Origin of the sequence: Citrobacter sp. CFNIH10 (assembly GCF_002934585.1) — a bacterium.
Lineage (GTDB): Bacteria > Pseudomonadota > Gammaproteobacteria > Enterobacterales > Enterobacteriaceae > Citrobacter_A > Citrobacter_A amalonaticus.
The window spans coordinates 323,910-339,371 of the sequence record NZ_CP026216.1; the positions used below are offsets into that span (position 1 = coordinate 323,910).

Annotated in this window: 13 protein-coding genes and 1 pseudogene; 2 read left to right on the forward strand and 12 right to left on the reverse strand. The window is 51.0% G+C overall.

The genetic code is table 11. The features are described from left to right. Positions 1-5: 5 nt before the first annotated feature. Positions 6-218: pseudogene (locus C2U53_RS30260) on the reverse strand (DUF2575 domain-containing protein); the annotation flags it as partial. Between the two features lie 108 nt (positions 219-326). Here C2U53_RS30260 and rpsT point away from each other — a divergent pair. Continuing rightward, complete coding sequence (rpsT, locus tag C2U53_RS04805; RefSeq protein ID WP_104445682.1) at positions 327-590, forward strand: 30S ribosomal protein S20; 264 nt, start codon at positions 327-329, stop codon at positions 588-590. Between the two features lie 60 nt (positions 591-650). On the opposite strand, the gene nhaR is transcribed toward rpsT, so the two are convergent. The 8 genes from nhaR to dnaK form a co-directional block, all read right to left on the reverse strand. Beyond that, the gene (nhaR, locus tag C2U53_RS04810) at positions 651-1,550 is read right to left on the reverse strand and encodes a transcriptional activator NhaR (RefSeq protein WP_042998004.1); all 900 of its coding nucleotides are present in this window, start codon (positions 1,548-1,550) and stop codon (positions 651-653) included. Between the two features lie 64 nt (positions 1,551-1,614). Next, a complete protein-coding gene (gene nhaA / locus C2U53_RS04815; RefSeq protein ID WP_042998005.1) occupies positions 1,615-2,781 on the reverse strand; it encodes a Na+/H+ antiporter NhaA in 1,167 nt (388 codons plus the stop codon). Positions 2,782-2,913: 132 nt separating this feature from the next. After that, positions 2,914-4,176, reverse strand: a complete 1,263-nt coding sequence (locus tag C2U53_RS04820) for a hypothetical protein (protein ID WP_042998006.1) — start codon at positions 4,174-4,176, stop codon at positions 2,914-2,916. A gap of 24 nt (positions 4,177-4,200) precedes the next feature. Continuing rightward, entirely contained in the window at positions 4,201-5,400 is a 1,200-nt protein-coding gene (locus C2U53_RS04825) for an anaerobic sulfatase maturase (protein WP_104446872.1), read from the reverse strand. Between the two features lie 96 nt (positions 5,401-5,496). Continuing rightward, a complete protein-coding gene (locus C2U53_RS04830) occupies positions 5,497-6,990 on the reverse strand; it encodes a sulfatase (protein ID WP_104445683.1) in 1,494 nt (497 codons plus the stop codon). A gap of 20 nt (positions 6,991-7,010) precedes the next feature. Further along, complete coding sequence (locus tag C2U53_RS04835) at positions 7,011-7,775, reverse strand: outer membrane protein OmpK (RefSeq protein ID WP_044267360.1); 765 nt, start codon at positions 7,773-7,775, stop codon at positions 7,011-7,013. Positions 7,776-8,127: 352 nt separating this feature from the next. Continuing rightward, positions 8,128-9,261: a molecular chaperone DnaJ gene (gene dnaJ / locus C2U53_RS04845; RefSeq protein WP_042998009.1), complete on the reverse strand. Its 1,134-nt coding sequence runs from the start codon at positions 9,259-9,261 to the stop codon at positions 8,128-8,130. Between the two features lie 85 nt (positions 9,262-9,346). Then, complete coding sequence (gene dnaK, locus C2U53_RS04850; protein WP_042998010.1) at positions 9,347-11,263, reverse strand: molecular chaperone DnaK; 1,917 nt, start codon at positions 11,261-11,263, stop codon at positions 9,347-9,349. 355 nt (positions 11,264-11,618) lie between these two features. Between dnaK and satP the strand changes: the two genes are divergently transcribed. After that, the gene (gene satP / locus C2U53_RS04855) at positions 11,619-12,185 is read left to right on the forward strand and encodes an acetate uptake transporter (protein ID WP_042998011.1); all 567 of its coding nucleotides are present in this window, start codon (positions 11,619-11,621) and stop codon (positions 12,183-12,185) included. A 35-nt stretch (positions 12,186-12,220) separates the two neighbouring features. Here the strand turns inward: satP and C2U53_RS04860 are convergent, their stop codons facing one another. The 3 genes from C2U53_RS04860 to tal all read right to left on the reverse strand — a co-directional run bounded on the left by C2U53_RS04860 (position 12,221) and on the right by tal (position 15,299). Continuing rightward, complete coding sequence (locus tag C2U53_RS04860; RefSeq protein ID WP_044255624.1) at positions 12,221-13,528, reverse strand: MFS transporter; 1,308 nt, start codon at positions 13,526-13,528, stop codon at positions 12,221-12,223. Between the two features lie 119 nt (positions 13,529-13,647). Then, entirely contained in the window at positions 13,648-14,235 is a 588-nt protein-coding gene (gene mog, locus C2U53_RS04865; protein WP_099433614.1) for a molybdopterin adenylyltransferase, read from the reverse strand. 110 nt (positions 14,236-14,345) lie between these two features. Continuing rightward, on the reverse strand, positions 14,346-15,299 hold the full coding sequence (tal, locus tag C2U53_RS04870; protein ID WP_042998014.1) for a transaldolase: 954 nt from the start codon (positions 15,297-15,299) through the stop codon (positions 14,346-14,348). Between the last annotated feature and the right edge of the window lie 163 nt (positions 15,300-15,462).

The following is a 15,462-nucleotide window of genomic DNA, read 5'->3' on the forward strand; positions in this document are numbered from 1 at the left end:
CTGGCTCAAAACAGTGAAAATCGCCAAAGTATACCTTGTACGGCGGTCAAGGTTAACCGGCGATTGATGTGGCGAAACAGAAAGCAGATGGATTTCATTACCCTGAGGCAAATACCGACCACAAACTGACAAAGCAATTCAATTTTTATCGCTGAAAAGCTGTATTCACAGACCGCAAGCTGGTAGAATCCTGCGCCATCACTACGTAACGAGTGCCGCTAGATTAACGGCGCTTATTTGCACAAATCCATTGACAAAAGAAGGCTAAAAGGGCATATTCCTCGGCCTTTGAATTGTCCATATAGAACACATTTGGGAGTTGGACCTTGGCTAATATCAAATCAGCTAAGAAGCGCGCCGTTCAGTCTGAAAAGGCTCGTAAGCACAACGCAAGCCGTCGCTCTATGATGCGTACTTTCATCAAGAAAGTATACGCAGCTATCGAAGCTGACGACAAAGCTACTGCACTGAAAGCATTTAACGAAATGCAACCAATCGTGGACCGTCAGGCTGCTAAAGGTCTGATCCACAAAAACAAAGCTGCACGTCATAAAGCTAACCTGACTGCACAGATCAACAAACTGGCTTAATCGCCTGTTGATTGTTGCTTTGTGAAAAAACCCGCGCAAGCGGGTTTTTTTATGTCTGGACTATTTGTTCTGGGGCGTAAATAACGCCGAATAGTTCGTATTACAGATACGCTGTACCGCCGGATGCTGAATCATCCTCTCAGCAAAGATGGCATGGTATTCCTCCATCACATTCTCCACGCGACCAATTTCGACCACCGAATCGTCTGCGTAAAAGTCATGCGCATAGAGCGTCGGGGCCACGAAAATCGCGTTGTGCGTTGCGCCAAAGGCTTTCATCAATGCGGCGTCATCGAACTCTCCCAGAATCTCGACCTTCAGCCCCTGGGAATTAATCCAGTTCAGCAACTTGCGTCCTAACATCGAACGCCGGCCGGGGATCAGCAAACGTCGCTCTTCCAGACAGGCCGGGAAGGATTTTTCCGGTAACGGCTGGGTACACCAGAAGCTCACGCTACACTCACCAATCTTCACCGAAAACAGCCCTTCCTGTTGCGTCGAGTCAATCGGGCAATCCGAGATAATCATATCCAGCTTATGCTGGCTGAGCTGTTCCAGCAGCATTTCGTGGGTTGATTCAAAACAGCGCAGGTGGATCTGTTCCCCTTCAACGACGGCGGCATCCAGTACGTTGCTGACCAATCGCTTCGACAGCGCATCCGCCACCCCCACATCAAATAACAGATTGGACTCTTTGCGGTAGTTCACGATATCCAGCATCTCCTGGCTGAGAGTAAACATTTTATCCGCATAGCGAAAAACCAGCTCGCCGAGCTCGCTGGGCTCCAGACCGCGCCCCTTACGCTTGAAGAGTTTGCCCTGCAGGCGTTCCTCAAGCGCTTTAATCTGTCCGGTGATAGTTTGCGGCGTTAAATAAAGCGCTTCCGCCGCACCGACCACGGACCCCTCCTTATAGACGTGCCAAAAGTAATAGAGATGGTTGTAATTAATGTGGGACATACACTCTCTCTGATAAATATCACAAAGAGGGAGCCGAACGAGGCTCCCCTGCTAACTCGCCCAATCAGACTGACGGGCGTAAACGTGCGCGCAGCAAGCTGTAGCCAATCACCGCCGACAGCAAGGAGCCAATCAGGATCCCCAGCTTCGCCCAGTTAATCAGCTCCGGATCCACGCTGCCAAAGGCCAGGCTGGCGATAAAGATCGACATCGTAAAACCAATGCCGCACAGGATGCCGACCGCCATGATTTGCGGGAATGAGGTTCCTTCCGGCAGTTGCGCCAGCTTCAGACGCAGCGCCAACCAACAGAACAGGCTGATCCCCAGCGGCTTACCTACCAGCAGGCCCGCAATAATGCCGAGCGGCAGAATGGACGTCAGTCCGTCCATCGTCACGCCCTGCAATGAAACGCCCGCATTGGCAAAAGCAAACAGCGGCAGGATCAGATACGCCACCCACGGATGCAGAACATGTTCCAGACGCTTTGCCGGGGAACGCCCGTGTTTCTCTTTCAATGGAATGAAAAAGCCGACGATCACCCCTGCCAGCGTCGCATGGACGCCGGATTTCAGCACCGCGGTCCACAGTATTGCGCCAATGAGGATGTACACCCCCGTGCGCCGGACGCCGCACAGATTCAGAATCGCCAGCAATGCTATGGCAAACGCCGCAACGCCCAGCGAAACCATCGACAGATCGTTGGTATAAAACAGAGCAATAATGACTATCGCGCCGAGATCGTCGATGATCGCCAGCGCCATCAGGAAAATTTTCAGCGCCAACGGCACCCGACTGCCGAGCAGCGCCAGAACGCCCAGCGCAAACGCAATATCCGTGGCGGCCGGGATCGCCCAGCCTTCGCGAGTGATCGGATCGGCATAGTTAAAGGCCAGGTACAGCAGCGCCGGGACAATCATTCCGCCGATGGCAGCAATCACCGGGAAAGCCGCCTGACGCAGACTCGCCAGTGAGCCCTGCATCAGCTCACGCTTAACCTCAAGGCCAATCAACAGGAAAAACACCGCCATCAGGGCGTCATTGATCCATAACAGCATGTTTTTATTGATCTCAAGCGCACCAACGCGCAGTTGGACAGGCGTCTCGAGAAAGGCGTGGTACCATCCACTGGTTACACCCATGTTGGCCATCAGCATGGCCAGTGCGGCGGCGATGATAAGAATGATGCCCCCAGAGGCATCACTGCTGAAGAAACGATGCAGATGTTTCACTTTTTATTCTCTCTATAAGGTGAATACTTCGTAATTACTATCATACTCCTCACAACTCATCGTTAAAATTAGATTATATATGGTTAAACGATCGGTTTTTTCGAGTGAATTGTGTCATGAAGTATGACGGAATCAGCGATCGTACTGTTCGTTGCACAGACGATTGAAGGTGTAGCGGAGGTAGTCCAGCGTGGCGGTGACATTGGCTGGGGACATACGATTAAGCTGCGGTAGAAACGGATGATTATTGATGTATTGAATGAACGCCGTTGCGCCAGCAAGCGTGGCATAGCGCAACATGCTCGTTTTTTTAGTACCGGTGAGATTACATATCGCCAGTGCATAATCCCGGGTAGAAAAGGTGCGCCAGACATTGTTACGAATACCGCCACTCTGAAACATTCGGTACGGAATATCGTTTTGCCGCGGTGAACACCCTCTTTCTCTCACAAAGGAAATATGGCAACGGCCTTGCTGAACATGCTGCAAATTCGCCATCAGGCATCCACCAAAGATAAAACATTCCTGTTCTATGTAATGTTGAACGTTGAGGGAACGTTCATCCGTCAACGCTTTCACTAACTCAAAATGTCGGTAAGCAGGCAGAACCGGTTTGACCAACATCCCTAGATCGTTTTTATGCAGCGACGCGGGGCCATAGTCCACATCGAATAAGATATTGCGGCGCATGATGATCAGCTCTTTACGCTGGACGAGATGCGTTAATGTGCCGGGTGCGAGGCGCTCTTCATAATAAGATGTGTACCGGTATTCGTCTTCTACAGGCAGCGTTGAATAATTCGTGGTGACGGCAATCACCCTGCCACTGTTCTCCTCTGCCGTAACCAGAACATACAAACAGCCGTCGCCGCCGTTAAACTTTACCCGAAAAGCACGGGTACTCATGATTAAATCCAATTTTTGGAAAATATACGCACGTTCCACCTGATTCGACTGGCGGGATAATTTTTGTAATAGCCGGTTCAGGCCCGTGCTATCGAGCGTTAACGAGGTACGAATATCTGCCAGCGAGTGTCCTTCTTGAATAAGCCTGGCGAGCGCTTCCTGGCGAGGATCGGTTTTATCCCCAACGGGAGAAATAAAAGTTTTATGGCACTGGAGACAATAGAGCCGCGGCGCTCCCTGTGCGGAAAAGCCATATTTCTTTAATGTGGCCCCTCCACAGCCCGGGCAAACTTTAATCAGACCTGACCATAGCTGATTAGCCGATTGGCGAAAAAGGTTCAGTGAACGTTCAGAAATCAGAGGGAACAAAAATCCACACGCACGACACAGGACATATTTCCCCTGCACCGAATAGTCAGGGCTATTCAACACGCCGAGGTTTTTACAGCCTGACGTTTTGCATGCATCGACATTAATACGTGAAAACATATTCACTCCCTGCGAATATCGCCTTCAAGCGAATAACGATTTTATCTCTGAAGGTGAAATACCTTTTTCATAGAGCGCTTTCATTGATTTCATTGCGGGTGCGGTGTGGGCAAAAAAGGCCTGGTAGCCCGCGCACAGGTAGTTTTGTGCAAAAGAGCCGAAGTCGGTCGGCAAAAAGCGGTGCTTAGGACAGCCGCCGTGACAGGCAAACTGCCACGGACAGGAATGGCACTCCTGCGCCATGGTTCGACGCTTCTCATCGCCAAACCGCATATTTTGCTCACTGTTATTCATCGCACGCAGTGTCGTGTTCTTAATATTTCCCAACGCGTACTGCGGATAAACAAAGTGATCGCAGTTATAGACATCACCGTTCATTTCCATTGCAAAAGCACTGCCACACGTTGGAGAAAATACGCATACCTGCGGCGGCAACCCACACCAGGCCGCCAGCGTCTGCTCAAATAACTGTATACCGATATCGCCAATATCCTGACGGAGCCAGACATCAAAAATGGCATTAAGAAACTGGCCAAATACCAGGGATTCAACAGACCATGGCATCACTGCGGCTTGCTTATCCGCAGGCGTCGCCAGCATCGAATTATTACTGGCAGACCTTCGTTCGACCAGTGGAATAAACTGCATATAGCGACTCCCGATACTTTTCAGAAACTGATAGACCAGGAGTGGATGGTGCATATTCGTGCCGTTCACCACCGTGAGCGTATTAAATTCAACATCATGGCGCACCAGACATTGAAGCGCCCGGACAACGTTAGCATGCGTCGATTTGTCGGCACGCGTCACCCGCCATTCATCATGCAATGCAGCATCACCATCAATAGAGATGCCGACCAGAAAATCCTGTTGCCTGAAAAAACGCGCCCATGCATCGTCGATCAAAATGCCGTTCGTCTGAAAGGTATTAATGATTGTTTTTCCGGCCGCATAACGCTGCTGGAGTTCAACGGCCCGCCGATAAAACGCAATCCCCATCAGCGTAGGCTCTCCTCCCTGCCACGCAAAAATAACGTCATCCACATCCTGTGCGGCGATATGCTGTTTGACGAATAATTCAAGCATCTCATCTGACATTCTGTAATGACTTTTTCTATCGGGATAGAGCTTCTCTTTCTCCAGATAAAAACAGTATTTACAGTCCAGATTGCAGACCGATCCTGTTGGTTTCACCATGACCTGACAGCTTTTTCTTTGCATCACCAGACCCATTAATAAAAGGACCTGATTCAGCACGATGTACTGAATCAGGCGGGCAGCGCCCTATGTGGCATACTTACTGTTCTTATTATTCGTCCATTAACTCCAGGTAACCGGTGTCGGTTTATCACCGCGAGCCTTCATTAAAGAATCATTATCAATGTTCTGTTTATATTTCAGGAATTCGCCATACATTCTTTTTTCGATTTCAGGCTGTTTACCCAACTGATTAAGCGTCTCGGAACGATCCTTTTTCAGGTTATAGAGATACTTGGGTTTATTTTCACGATCGATGATCATTTTCCAGTCGCCATCCCGAATCGCCCATTCATCGGTCGGATCATCCTGTAACGGCATATCAATACCAAAGATCATCGGTTTTTCGCGTTTTAAGGTTTTATGCGCCAGTACGGGAGCCAGGGATTGCCCGTCATAAGTACGATCGGTTGGCAGTTTAAAATTCATCATGCTTGCCAGCGTCGGCAGCCAGTCAAGACCGTAAGCCGGTGTATCCGTGACCATTCCCTGTGGAAGATGATTGCCATACTTAATGATTGCCGGAACACGAATCCCACCTTCCCACAGGTTATCTTTACGGCCACGTAACCCATCCGTCTCACCCGCGAGATTCAGTTCATATATTTTACGCGCCTCACGCGTCACCGGGCCGTTATCGCTGGTAAAAATCACAATGGTGTTCTCTTCTTCACCCATTGCTTTTATCTTATCCAGCACTTTACCGACCTGGGCATCCAGGTAACTGATGTTCGCGTAATATTCTCCCGTGCCGCGCCAGGGTTTATCCGCCCAGTCACCGTAGAACTCCTCCGGATGCTGTTTCTGATAAGCGCTCATATACTGCGAATACATATCGAGGTATTTTTTCGGAGAAGCCAACGGGCTGTGGACCTCCGTAAAGGCGACATACAAGAAAAACGGATTATCATCTTTTTTGTTATCCAGCCAGTTAACCGCTTCTGAACTGACCAGTTCACCGCTGTAAGTTTCCGCTCGACCAATGGGTTTGCCATTACGCAAAAATCCGGTCGGATACACCATGCCGTTACGCGGTCGTTCTTTTGCATTATCTAACGTGGAATCTGTCACGAACCCCGCCGCATTCACCAGACTGTAGTCAAAGCCCATATCTTTTGCCTGCGGCTGATCGGTACGCTCACCTCCCGCATTGAGGTGTAATTTCCCCATCATCGCCGTGTCATAACCCTGCTGCTTTAACAGGTTGGCAATCGTCAGTTCGTTACGGCCCAGTGCGACATTTTTTCCTTCCGGGATCCAGGAGCGGATCCCGGTGCGAAATGGCATTCGTCCGGTTAATAACCCGGCCCGAGAAGGAGAACACAACGGAGCGGGCGCATAGTAGTCGGTGAATTTCACCCCGTCCTGCGCCAGTTTGTCGATATTAGGAGTTTTTACGATTTGATGTCCATAAGTGGCCAAATCACCATAGCCCAGATCATCAGCCATAATAATGACCAGATTAGGCCGTTTATCCAACGCCGCCTGCACGGTTTGCAATGTGCTTCCGGCACATAACGCCAGACCAATCATACTGGCAACGATTGTTCTTTTCATTTCAACTCCTTTGCCTTTTATTAAAATTCATATCCGACCATATAAATCATCTGGTCACCGAAACCGTCGTAACCTAATTTATTTTCGAAATAACGCCAGGTGACCGTCGCCTTCCAGCAGGGATAGAATTTCCATGCCAGCGTCAGACCGCCATTAATGCCATAGTCACCATATTGCTGTTCCGCGTAAGCGTTATTGCGATCGAATTCAATTTCATTCCAGTTTGAGAGAACGAATTTCTCCTCAAGAAGCGTAAAATTATAGGCCGCAGTCCATCCCAGCACATAACCGTTCCAGCCACTGGTTTGCCCGTATTTCTGCGAAACATAATCGCCAGATTGATTATGTAATCCAATATACGGTTTAAAGAACCCCCAATTACCTGTCCAGCCGAGATAGCCCAGGCCATAAAACATATCAAGGTCATCGCCCCAGGTGTTTTCCCACTGACCATAAAGTTTGCCGAAGAAGGTATAGTTGGAATCAAACAGGCGGACATGGGTCATGGCTGATACCGTATGGTTACGCCCGGCAACAGAGTGATTTAAGACATTGCTTTCATAAAATGAATAAAACTCAGCCTCTTTAAAATTGATACCGAAATCTGCTGTCGCTTTCCAGACTTCGCCACGATGAACATTGACAAACCCGCTATTCCAGTCAGCATAACCCGCATTAATTGAACCGAACGCATTTTTATATTCCAGCGCCTGCGCGCAGTGGCTAAAAAGAGAAGGCGCAGCCAGCACCAGACTGGTTAATAATACGTTTTTTATCCGAGGCATTTAATCTATTCCTCATAGCTATATTTTATTCCGCAGTAAAACCCCTTTACTACGGCGACAAATACTAACTGAACAGAATCGAAGAAGAGTGATGTAAATCTCACATCAGAAGATGTTAAAGCCTGCCAAAAACAAGGTGTCAAAAAATGTTGTTTTAGAGATACTAAGTCCATCACTTTTAATAAAGACTCATCTATTATTTTATTCTGGTGCCGTATACCTGTTTATTCAGCTTGTTATAAAAATCACATTCATTTTTATAAACAAACAGTGGGGTCCAGATAATAAAAAACCGGTATCCCCTCACAGGGAATACCGGTTTTTACTCAATGAGAACGTCGTTAGCCAGTGATTAGCGGGTCAAATCGTCAAAGAACTTTTTCACACCGTCAAAGAAACTCTTGGAGCGCGGGCTGTTATTTTCGCCGGTTGGGCCGCCAAAGCTTTCCTGCAGGTCTTTCAGCAGTTGTTTCTGCTTCTCGTTCAGACCGACCGGTGTTTCGACCACGACGCGGCACAACAAATCGCCCTGCGCGCCACCACGGACTGACTTCACGCCTTTGCCACGCATGCGGAACAGTTTTCCGGTCTGCGTTTCGCTGGGCACTTTCAGCTTCACGCGGCCATCCAGCGTCGGAACTTCAATCTCACCGCCAAGTGCAGCCATCGCAAAGTTAATTGGCACTTCACAGTACAGGTTGTTACCTTCACGTTCGAAGATCGGGTGCTGTTTCACCTGAACCTGAACGTACAGGTCCCCTGCCGGTGCGCCGTGCTCGCCAGCTTCACCTTCGCCTGAAAGACGAATGCGGTCGCCGGTATCCACGCCAGCCGGGATTTTAACCGACAGCGTTTTGCTCTTCTCGACGCGACCATGGCCGTGGCACTTGTTGCACGGATCTTTGATCAGCGTACCGCGTCCCTGACAGTGCGGACAGGTTTGCTGAACCGCGAAGAACCCCTGGCGCATCTGCACCTGACCGGAACCATGACAGGTCGGACAGGTCTGCGGCTGAGTCCCCGCTTTCGCGCCACTGCCGTGGCAAACATCACACTCTTCCAGCGTCGGAATGCGGATCTCTTTGGTCACGCCACGTACGGCTTCTTCCAGGGTGAGATCCATGTTGTAACGTAAATCGGCCCCACGCGCAGCACGTTGACGACCCCGACCACCGCCAAAGATATCGCCAAAAACGTCACCAAAGATATCGCTGAAGTCAGCGCCGCCGCCAAAACCACCGCCGCCACCCATACCGCCTTGCTCAAACGCAGCATGTCCGTACTGGTCGTAAGCGGCGCGTTTTTGCGAGTCGGTCAGGACTTCATACGCTTCTTTGATCTCTTTAAACTTGGCTTCGGCCTCTTTATCACCCTGATTACGGTCTGGGTGAAATTTCATGGCCAGGCGCTTGTAGGCCTTTTTGATTTCACGCTCTTCCGCTGATTTGGAAACGCCTAAAATCTCGTAATAGTCTTGCTTAGCCATCTCTTTTTATCTGCCCTTAACATGCGTGCACGGGCGGAGAGGAAACCTCTTCGCCCGTGCCAGTAATTACCCGTTCAAAGGGCGATTATTTTTTGTCTTTCACTTCTTCAAACTCAGCGTCGACAACATCATCATCTTTCGCGTTGTTTGTGGAAGCGTCAGCGGAACCTGCCTGCTGCTGTGCGTGCTGCTGTTGAGCGATTTCCATCAGTTTCTGGGAAACCTGCGCCAGCTCCTGCATCTTCGCTTCGATAGCCGCTTTGTCTTCACCTTTCAGCGCCGTTTCCAGTGCGCTCAGTGCAGACTCGATAGCGGTTTTGTCGTCAGCTGGCAGTTGTTCGCCGGCTTCCTCAACCTGCTTGCGAGTGCTGTGCAACAGATGGTCACCCTGGTTGCGGGTCTGAACCAGCTCTTCGAACTTACGGTCAGACTCGGCGTTCGCTTCCGCTTCGCGAACCATTTTCTGAATTTCTTCTTCATTCAGGCCAGAAGACGCCTTGATGGTGATCTTCTGCTCTTTACCGCTGTTTTTGTCTTTCGCGGAAACGTGCAGGATACCGTCAGCATCGATATCGAAGGTCACTTCGATCTGCGGCATGCCGCGCGGTGCCGGGTTGATCCCATCCAGGTTGAACTGACCCAGAGATTTGTTATCAGACGCACGTTTACGTTCACCCTGCAGCACATGGATGGTTACCGCAGACTGGTTGTCTTCCGCAGTAGAGAACACCTGGCTGTGCTTGGTCGGGATAGTGGTGTTTTTGGAGATTAGCGCCGTCATCACACCACCCATGGTTTCGATACCCAGAGACAGCGGGGTAACGTCCAGCAGCAGTACGTCTTTCACATCACCGGTCAATACACCACCCTGAACGGCAGCACCGATCGCCACGGCTTCGTCCGGGTTCACGTCTTTACGCGGTTCTTTACCAAAGAACTCAGCCACTTTCTTCTGCACCATTGGCATACGCGTCTGACCACCCACGAGGATAACGTCGTTGATATCAGATACGGACAGGCCAGCGTCCTGCAGAGCGACTTTCAGCGGCTCGATGGAACGGTTCACCAGATCTTCGACCAGGCTTTCCAGTTTCGCGCGAGTCACTTTGATATTCATGTGTTTCGGACCGGTGGCATCTGCAGTGATGTACGGCAGGTTCACGTCGGTCTGCTGCGCAGAAGAAAGCTCAATTTTCGCTTTTTCTGCCGCTTCTTTCAGGCGCTGCATGGCCAGCGGATCGTTACGCAGGTCAATGCCCTGATCTTTCTTAAATTCTTCAACCAGATAGTTGATCATACGGCTGTCGAAGTCTTCACCACCCAGGTGGGTATCACCGTTGGTTGCCAGAACTTCGAAGGTTTTTTCGCCGTCAACTTCGTCGATTTCGATAATAGAGATATCGAAAGTACCACCACCGAGGTCGTAAACCGCGATAGTACGGTTACCGACTTCTTTATCCAGACCGTATGCCAGCGCAGCGGCAGTCGGTTCGTTGATGATACGTTTCACTTCCAGACCTGCGATACGACCGGCGTCTTTGGTTGCCTGACGCTGAGCATCGTTAAAGTAAGCAGGTACAGTGATAACCGCTTCCGTTACCGGTTCACCCAGGTAATCTTCAGCCGTTTTCTTCATTTTCTTCAACACTTCAGCCGAGATCTGCGGCGGTGCCATTTTCTGACCTTTCACATCCAGCCATGCGTCGCCGTTGTCGGCGCCAATGATTTTGTACGGCATGATGGAAACATCACGTTGAACTTCTTCGTCCTGGAAGCGGCGGCCAATCAGGCGTTTAATCGCAAACAGGGTGTTTTGCGGGTTTGTCACTGCCTGACGTTTAGCCGGCTGACCAACCAGAGTTTCACCATCCTGGGTATAAGCAATGATAGAAGGCGTGGTGCGATCGCCCTCGGCGTTCTCCAGCACACGTGCAGTAGTGCCGTCCATAATCGCTACACAAGAGTTGGTAGTACCCAGGTCGATACCAATAATTTTACCCATCTAAACGTCTCCACTAAAAATTCGGTCAACATGTGGTTGTGAGTCTGTAATAAGGGCGAAACGTGCGGTTTCAACTACCCTGATTCGTTTTTTTTCAGACTCACCACTGCGGTTGACTACTAAGTGGGGTCGTAACCCACTTCATCAAGGGGGGAATGAAAAAAATTTTTGCTTTTGTTGAAATAAATCGCCTGGATGATGTGTGATGGCGATCACGGCAGAAATTCACTCTTTTCCCCCGATGAGATCATAGACAGCCCCTTCTCTCCTGATTATTATGCCGCGCCCCGAACGGCGTCATGTTTTAGCGGGGATAACTATTTCACCATTCAATTAATGATGATCTTGAGGATTTATGGGCAACACTAAGTTGGCTAACCCGGCACCGCTGGGCCTGATGGGCTTCGGCATGACCACCATTCTGCTTAACCTGCATAACGCGGGTTTCTTCGCTCTTGACGGTATTATTCTCGCGATGGGAATTTTCTACGGCGGTATCGCGCAAATTTTTGCTGGCCTGCTGGAATACAAAAAAGGGAATACCTTCGGTTTGACCGCTTTCACCTCTTACGGCTCGTTCTGGCTTACGCTGGTCGCGATCCTGCTGATGCCGAAAATGGGTCTGACAGAAGCGCCGAATGCCCAGTTCCTTGGCGCCTACCTGGGCCTGTGGGGCGTATTCACACTGTTTATGTTCTTCGGTACGCTGACGGGCGCACGCATGTTGCAGTTCGTGTTCCTGAGCCTGACGGTTCTGTTCGCTCTGTTGGCTGTGGGTAACATCGCGGGTAACGAAGCCGTGATCCACTTTGCCGGCTGGGTTGGCTTAGTGTGTGGCGCCAGCGCCATTTACCTGGCGATGGGCGAAGTGCTGAACGAACAGTTTGGCCGTACCATTCTGCCGATTGGTGAAAAACACTGATTCATCAGTATCCCCCCGCTAAGGGGGGATCATTATTACGGCTGTTGTAGCTCAGCCTGCATTTCCGTATCGCGATAATACATGTCCTGTCGCAACCAAATTCCCAGTCCCAATCCCACCAGCGACAACGCCAGCACATACCAGCCTGGAGCCATCGGCGAGACGCTCATCAGCAATGTGACGACAATCGGCGTCAGCCCACCGAAAATGGCATAAGAAACATTGTAGGAAAATGAAATGCCGGTAAAGCGGACTTCCGCAGGAAACGCGCGCACCATCACGTATGGCACAGCGCCCACCACTCCCACACACAGCCCCACCAGCCCATAAAGCAGGAACAGATATTGCGGATGTGTGCCCGCCAGGTGGTAGAACAACCCGCTCGAACAAGCCAATAACAGGCTGCCAACAATAAAGGTTTTGCTGGCGCCAACGCGGTCGACAATAAAGCCCGCCAACAGGCAACCCATGCAAAGCATAATGGTCGCCACGCTGTTTGCCTGCAACGTCAGGGCTGGGGCTAGTCCGTACTGCTTTTGCAGCCAGACTGGCGACATTAAAATCACCACCACGATCCCTGCGGAGAGCAGCCAGGTCAGAAGCATGGAGATCACCACTGCCTTCTGATGTTTCACGACGACCGACTTCACCGGCAGTTCCTGCGCCAGCGTCTTACGCTGCTGCATCTCCAGAAAGATCGGCGTTTCCTGTAACCAACGGCGTAAATACATCGCCACCAGCCCAAAAATCCCACCCAACAAGAACGGAATTCGCCAGCCATAGTCATGCACGGCCTGTTGCGTTAAAAGGGTATTCACCTGAGTGGCTACTACGGAACCCAGCAGGATCCCCACCGTCAGACCCGCCGTTAGCGTTCCGCAGGCAATGCCGATACGACGTTCGGGAACGTGCTCGGCCACAAACACCCATGCACCCGGAACTTCACCGCCAATCGCCGCCCCCTGCAAAATACGCATCAGCAGCAACAATAGCGGCGCAATAATTCCCATAGAGGCGTACGTTGGCAGCAGACCAATCGCCAGCGTGGGAACCGCCATCAACAAAATGCTCAGGGTGAACATCTTTTTGCGCCCGACCAGATCGCCAAAGTGCGCCATGATGATGCCGCCTAACGGACGCGCCAGATATCCGGCAGCGAAGATGCCAAAGGTTTGAACCTGACGTAGCCATTCGGGAATATCAGCGGGGAAAAACAACTCCCCTACCACTGCAGCGAAAAAGACGAAGATAATAAAATCATAAAACTCAAGCGCGCCGCCAAGGGCGGCCAGCGTCAGCGTTTTGTAATCCTGGCGATTGAGGGGGCGTGTATGTTGTGACATAGCGAACCATAAGTCAGTGGAGCGTTGTTATCAATGATACATGTAAAGTAAAACTTACTATATCGTAAACAAATCAACACGCCACTTTCACCGCCGCTTATCTTACGAAAAGGCTAATTTCAGGCGTTTATTTCACGTCTTGCGCTTTTCGGGCGAAAAGATGCTACGATTTTCGGCGCGGTTTCCACATACGGCCCATCGAGAAGCTGTATACAATACGGTACACTTGCGAAGATACCCGCCACAACGACATTCCCTTCGGCATCCTTCACGCCTTCCAGAGTCTCTTTAATGGATTTCGGCTGGCCCGGTAAATTGAGGATTAACGCCTGCTTGCGAATCACCCCGACCTGGCGCGACAGGATCGCCGTCGGTACAAAGTGCAGGCTAATCTGCCGCATCTGTTCGCCAAAACCAGGCATCTGGCGATCGGCAACCGCGAGGGTCGCATCCGGCGTCACATCACGACGCGCAGGACCGGTGCCGCCGGTGGTCAGCACCAGATGGCAACTCATCTCGTCCACCAGCTCACACAGCGTTTGTTCGATGATGGCCTGCTCGTCAGGAATCAAGCGTGTCTGCACCTCAAAAGGGGTGGTCAGCGCCGTCGATAGCCACTCTTCCAGCGCCGGAATACCTTTATCCTGATAGACACCGCTGGAGGCGCGGTCAGAAATGGAAACTAAGCCAATACGTAAGGTGTTCATGATTATTCCATTTAAACAGTCTCGTTAAACAGAATGATACACTGCGAAGGGAAGGACAGACAGGGTTGAGAGGAGGTAGCGTGACCGGCGTACCGGTCACGCATCAATGATTACAGCAGGTCGCCGATCATTTTTTCCAGTTTTTCCTGGTCAACAGCAAACTTACGGATACCGTCCGCCAGCTTGTCTACCGCCATGGGATCCTGGTTGTGCTGCCACAGGAACTCAGACTCGGTGATGCGTTCCGGACGCGCTTTCACTTCGCCAGAGAAGGACAGTTTACGCTCGATAGCCCCTTCGCTTTCCGCCAGCTCTTTCAGCAGCGCCGGTGCGATGGTCAGGCGATCGCAGCCCGCCAGCTCAAGAATTTCACCGATGTTACGGAAGCTTGCGCCCATCACTACGGTCTCATAGCCGTGCTGTTTGTAGTATTCGTAGATCTCCGTTACGGAAACCACGCCCGGATCTTCCGCCGGCGCATACTCTTTCTTGTCGGTATTGGATTTATACCAGTCAAGAATACGGCCCACGAACGGAGAGATCAGGAATACGCCCGCTTCAGCACAAGCTCGCGCCTGCGCAAAGGAGAACAGCAGCGTCAGGTTACAGTTGATGCCTTCTTTTTCCAGCTGCTCAGCAGCGCGGATGCCCTGCCAGGTTGAAGCCAGTTTGATCAGAATGCGATCGTTACTGATGCCTGCGTCGTTATACAGCTTGATGATGCGTTTCGCTTTGGCGATAGAGGCATCGGTGTCATAAGACAGGCGAGCATCCACTTCCGTGGAGATACGACCCGGGACCAGTTTCAGGATCTCCAGACCGATGTTTACGGCCAGTTTGTCGGTAGCGTCAACAATCTGCTGCGCGCGGTCATTGCTCTGCTGCTTAGCCCACGTCACGGCGTCATCAATCAGCTTACGGTATTCCGGGATCTGCGCTGCGTTAAGAATGAGAGAAGGGTTGGTTGTGGCATCCTGCGGCTGATACAGCTTCATTGCCGCGATGTCTCCGGTGTCGGCCACCACGGTGGTGAACTGACGAAGGGAGGTCAATTTGTCCGTCATGATAGTGTTTCTCTTTAAACAGCTTGTTAGGGGGATGTAACCGGTCTGCCCTGATGATAACACGACGTTGTGACAGCGCAACCGCAGACAATGCGCTTATCCCCATGAGGGCATCTGCGGACAATTTCTGGTCCGGGCTTGATGTGACGCGCCATTCCGGTAC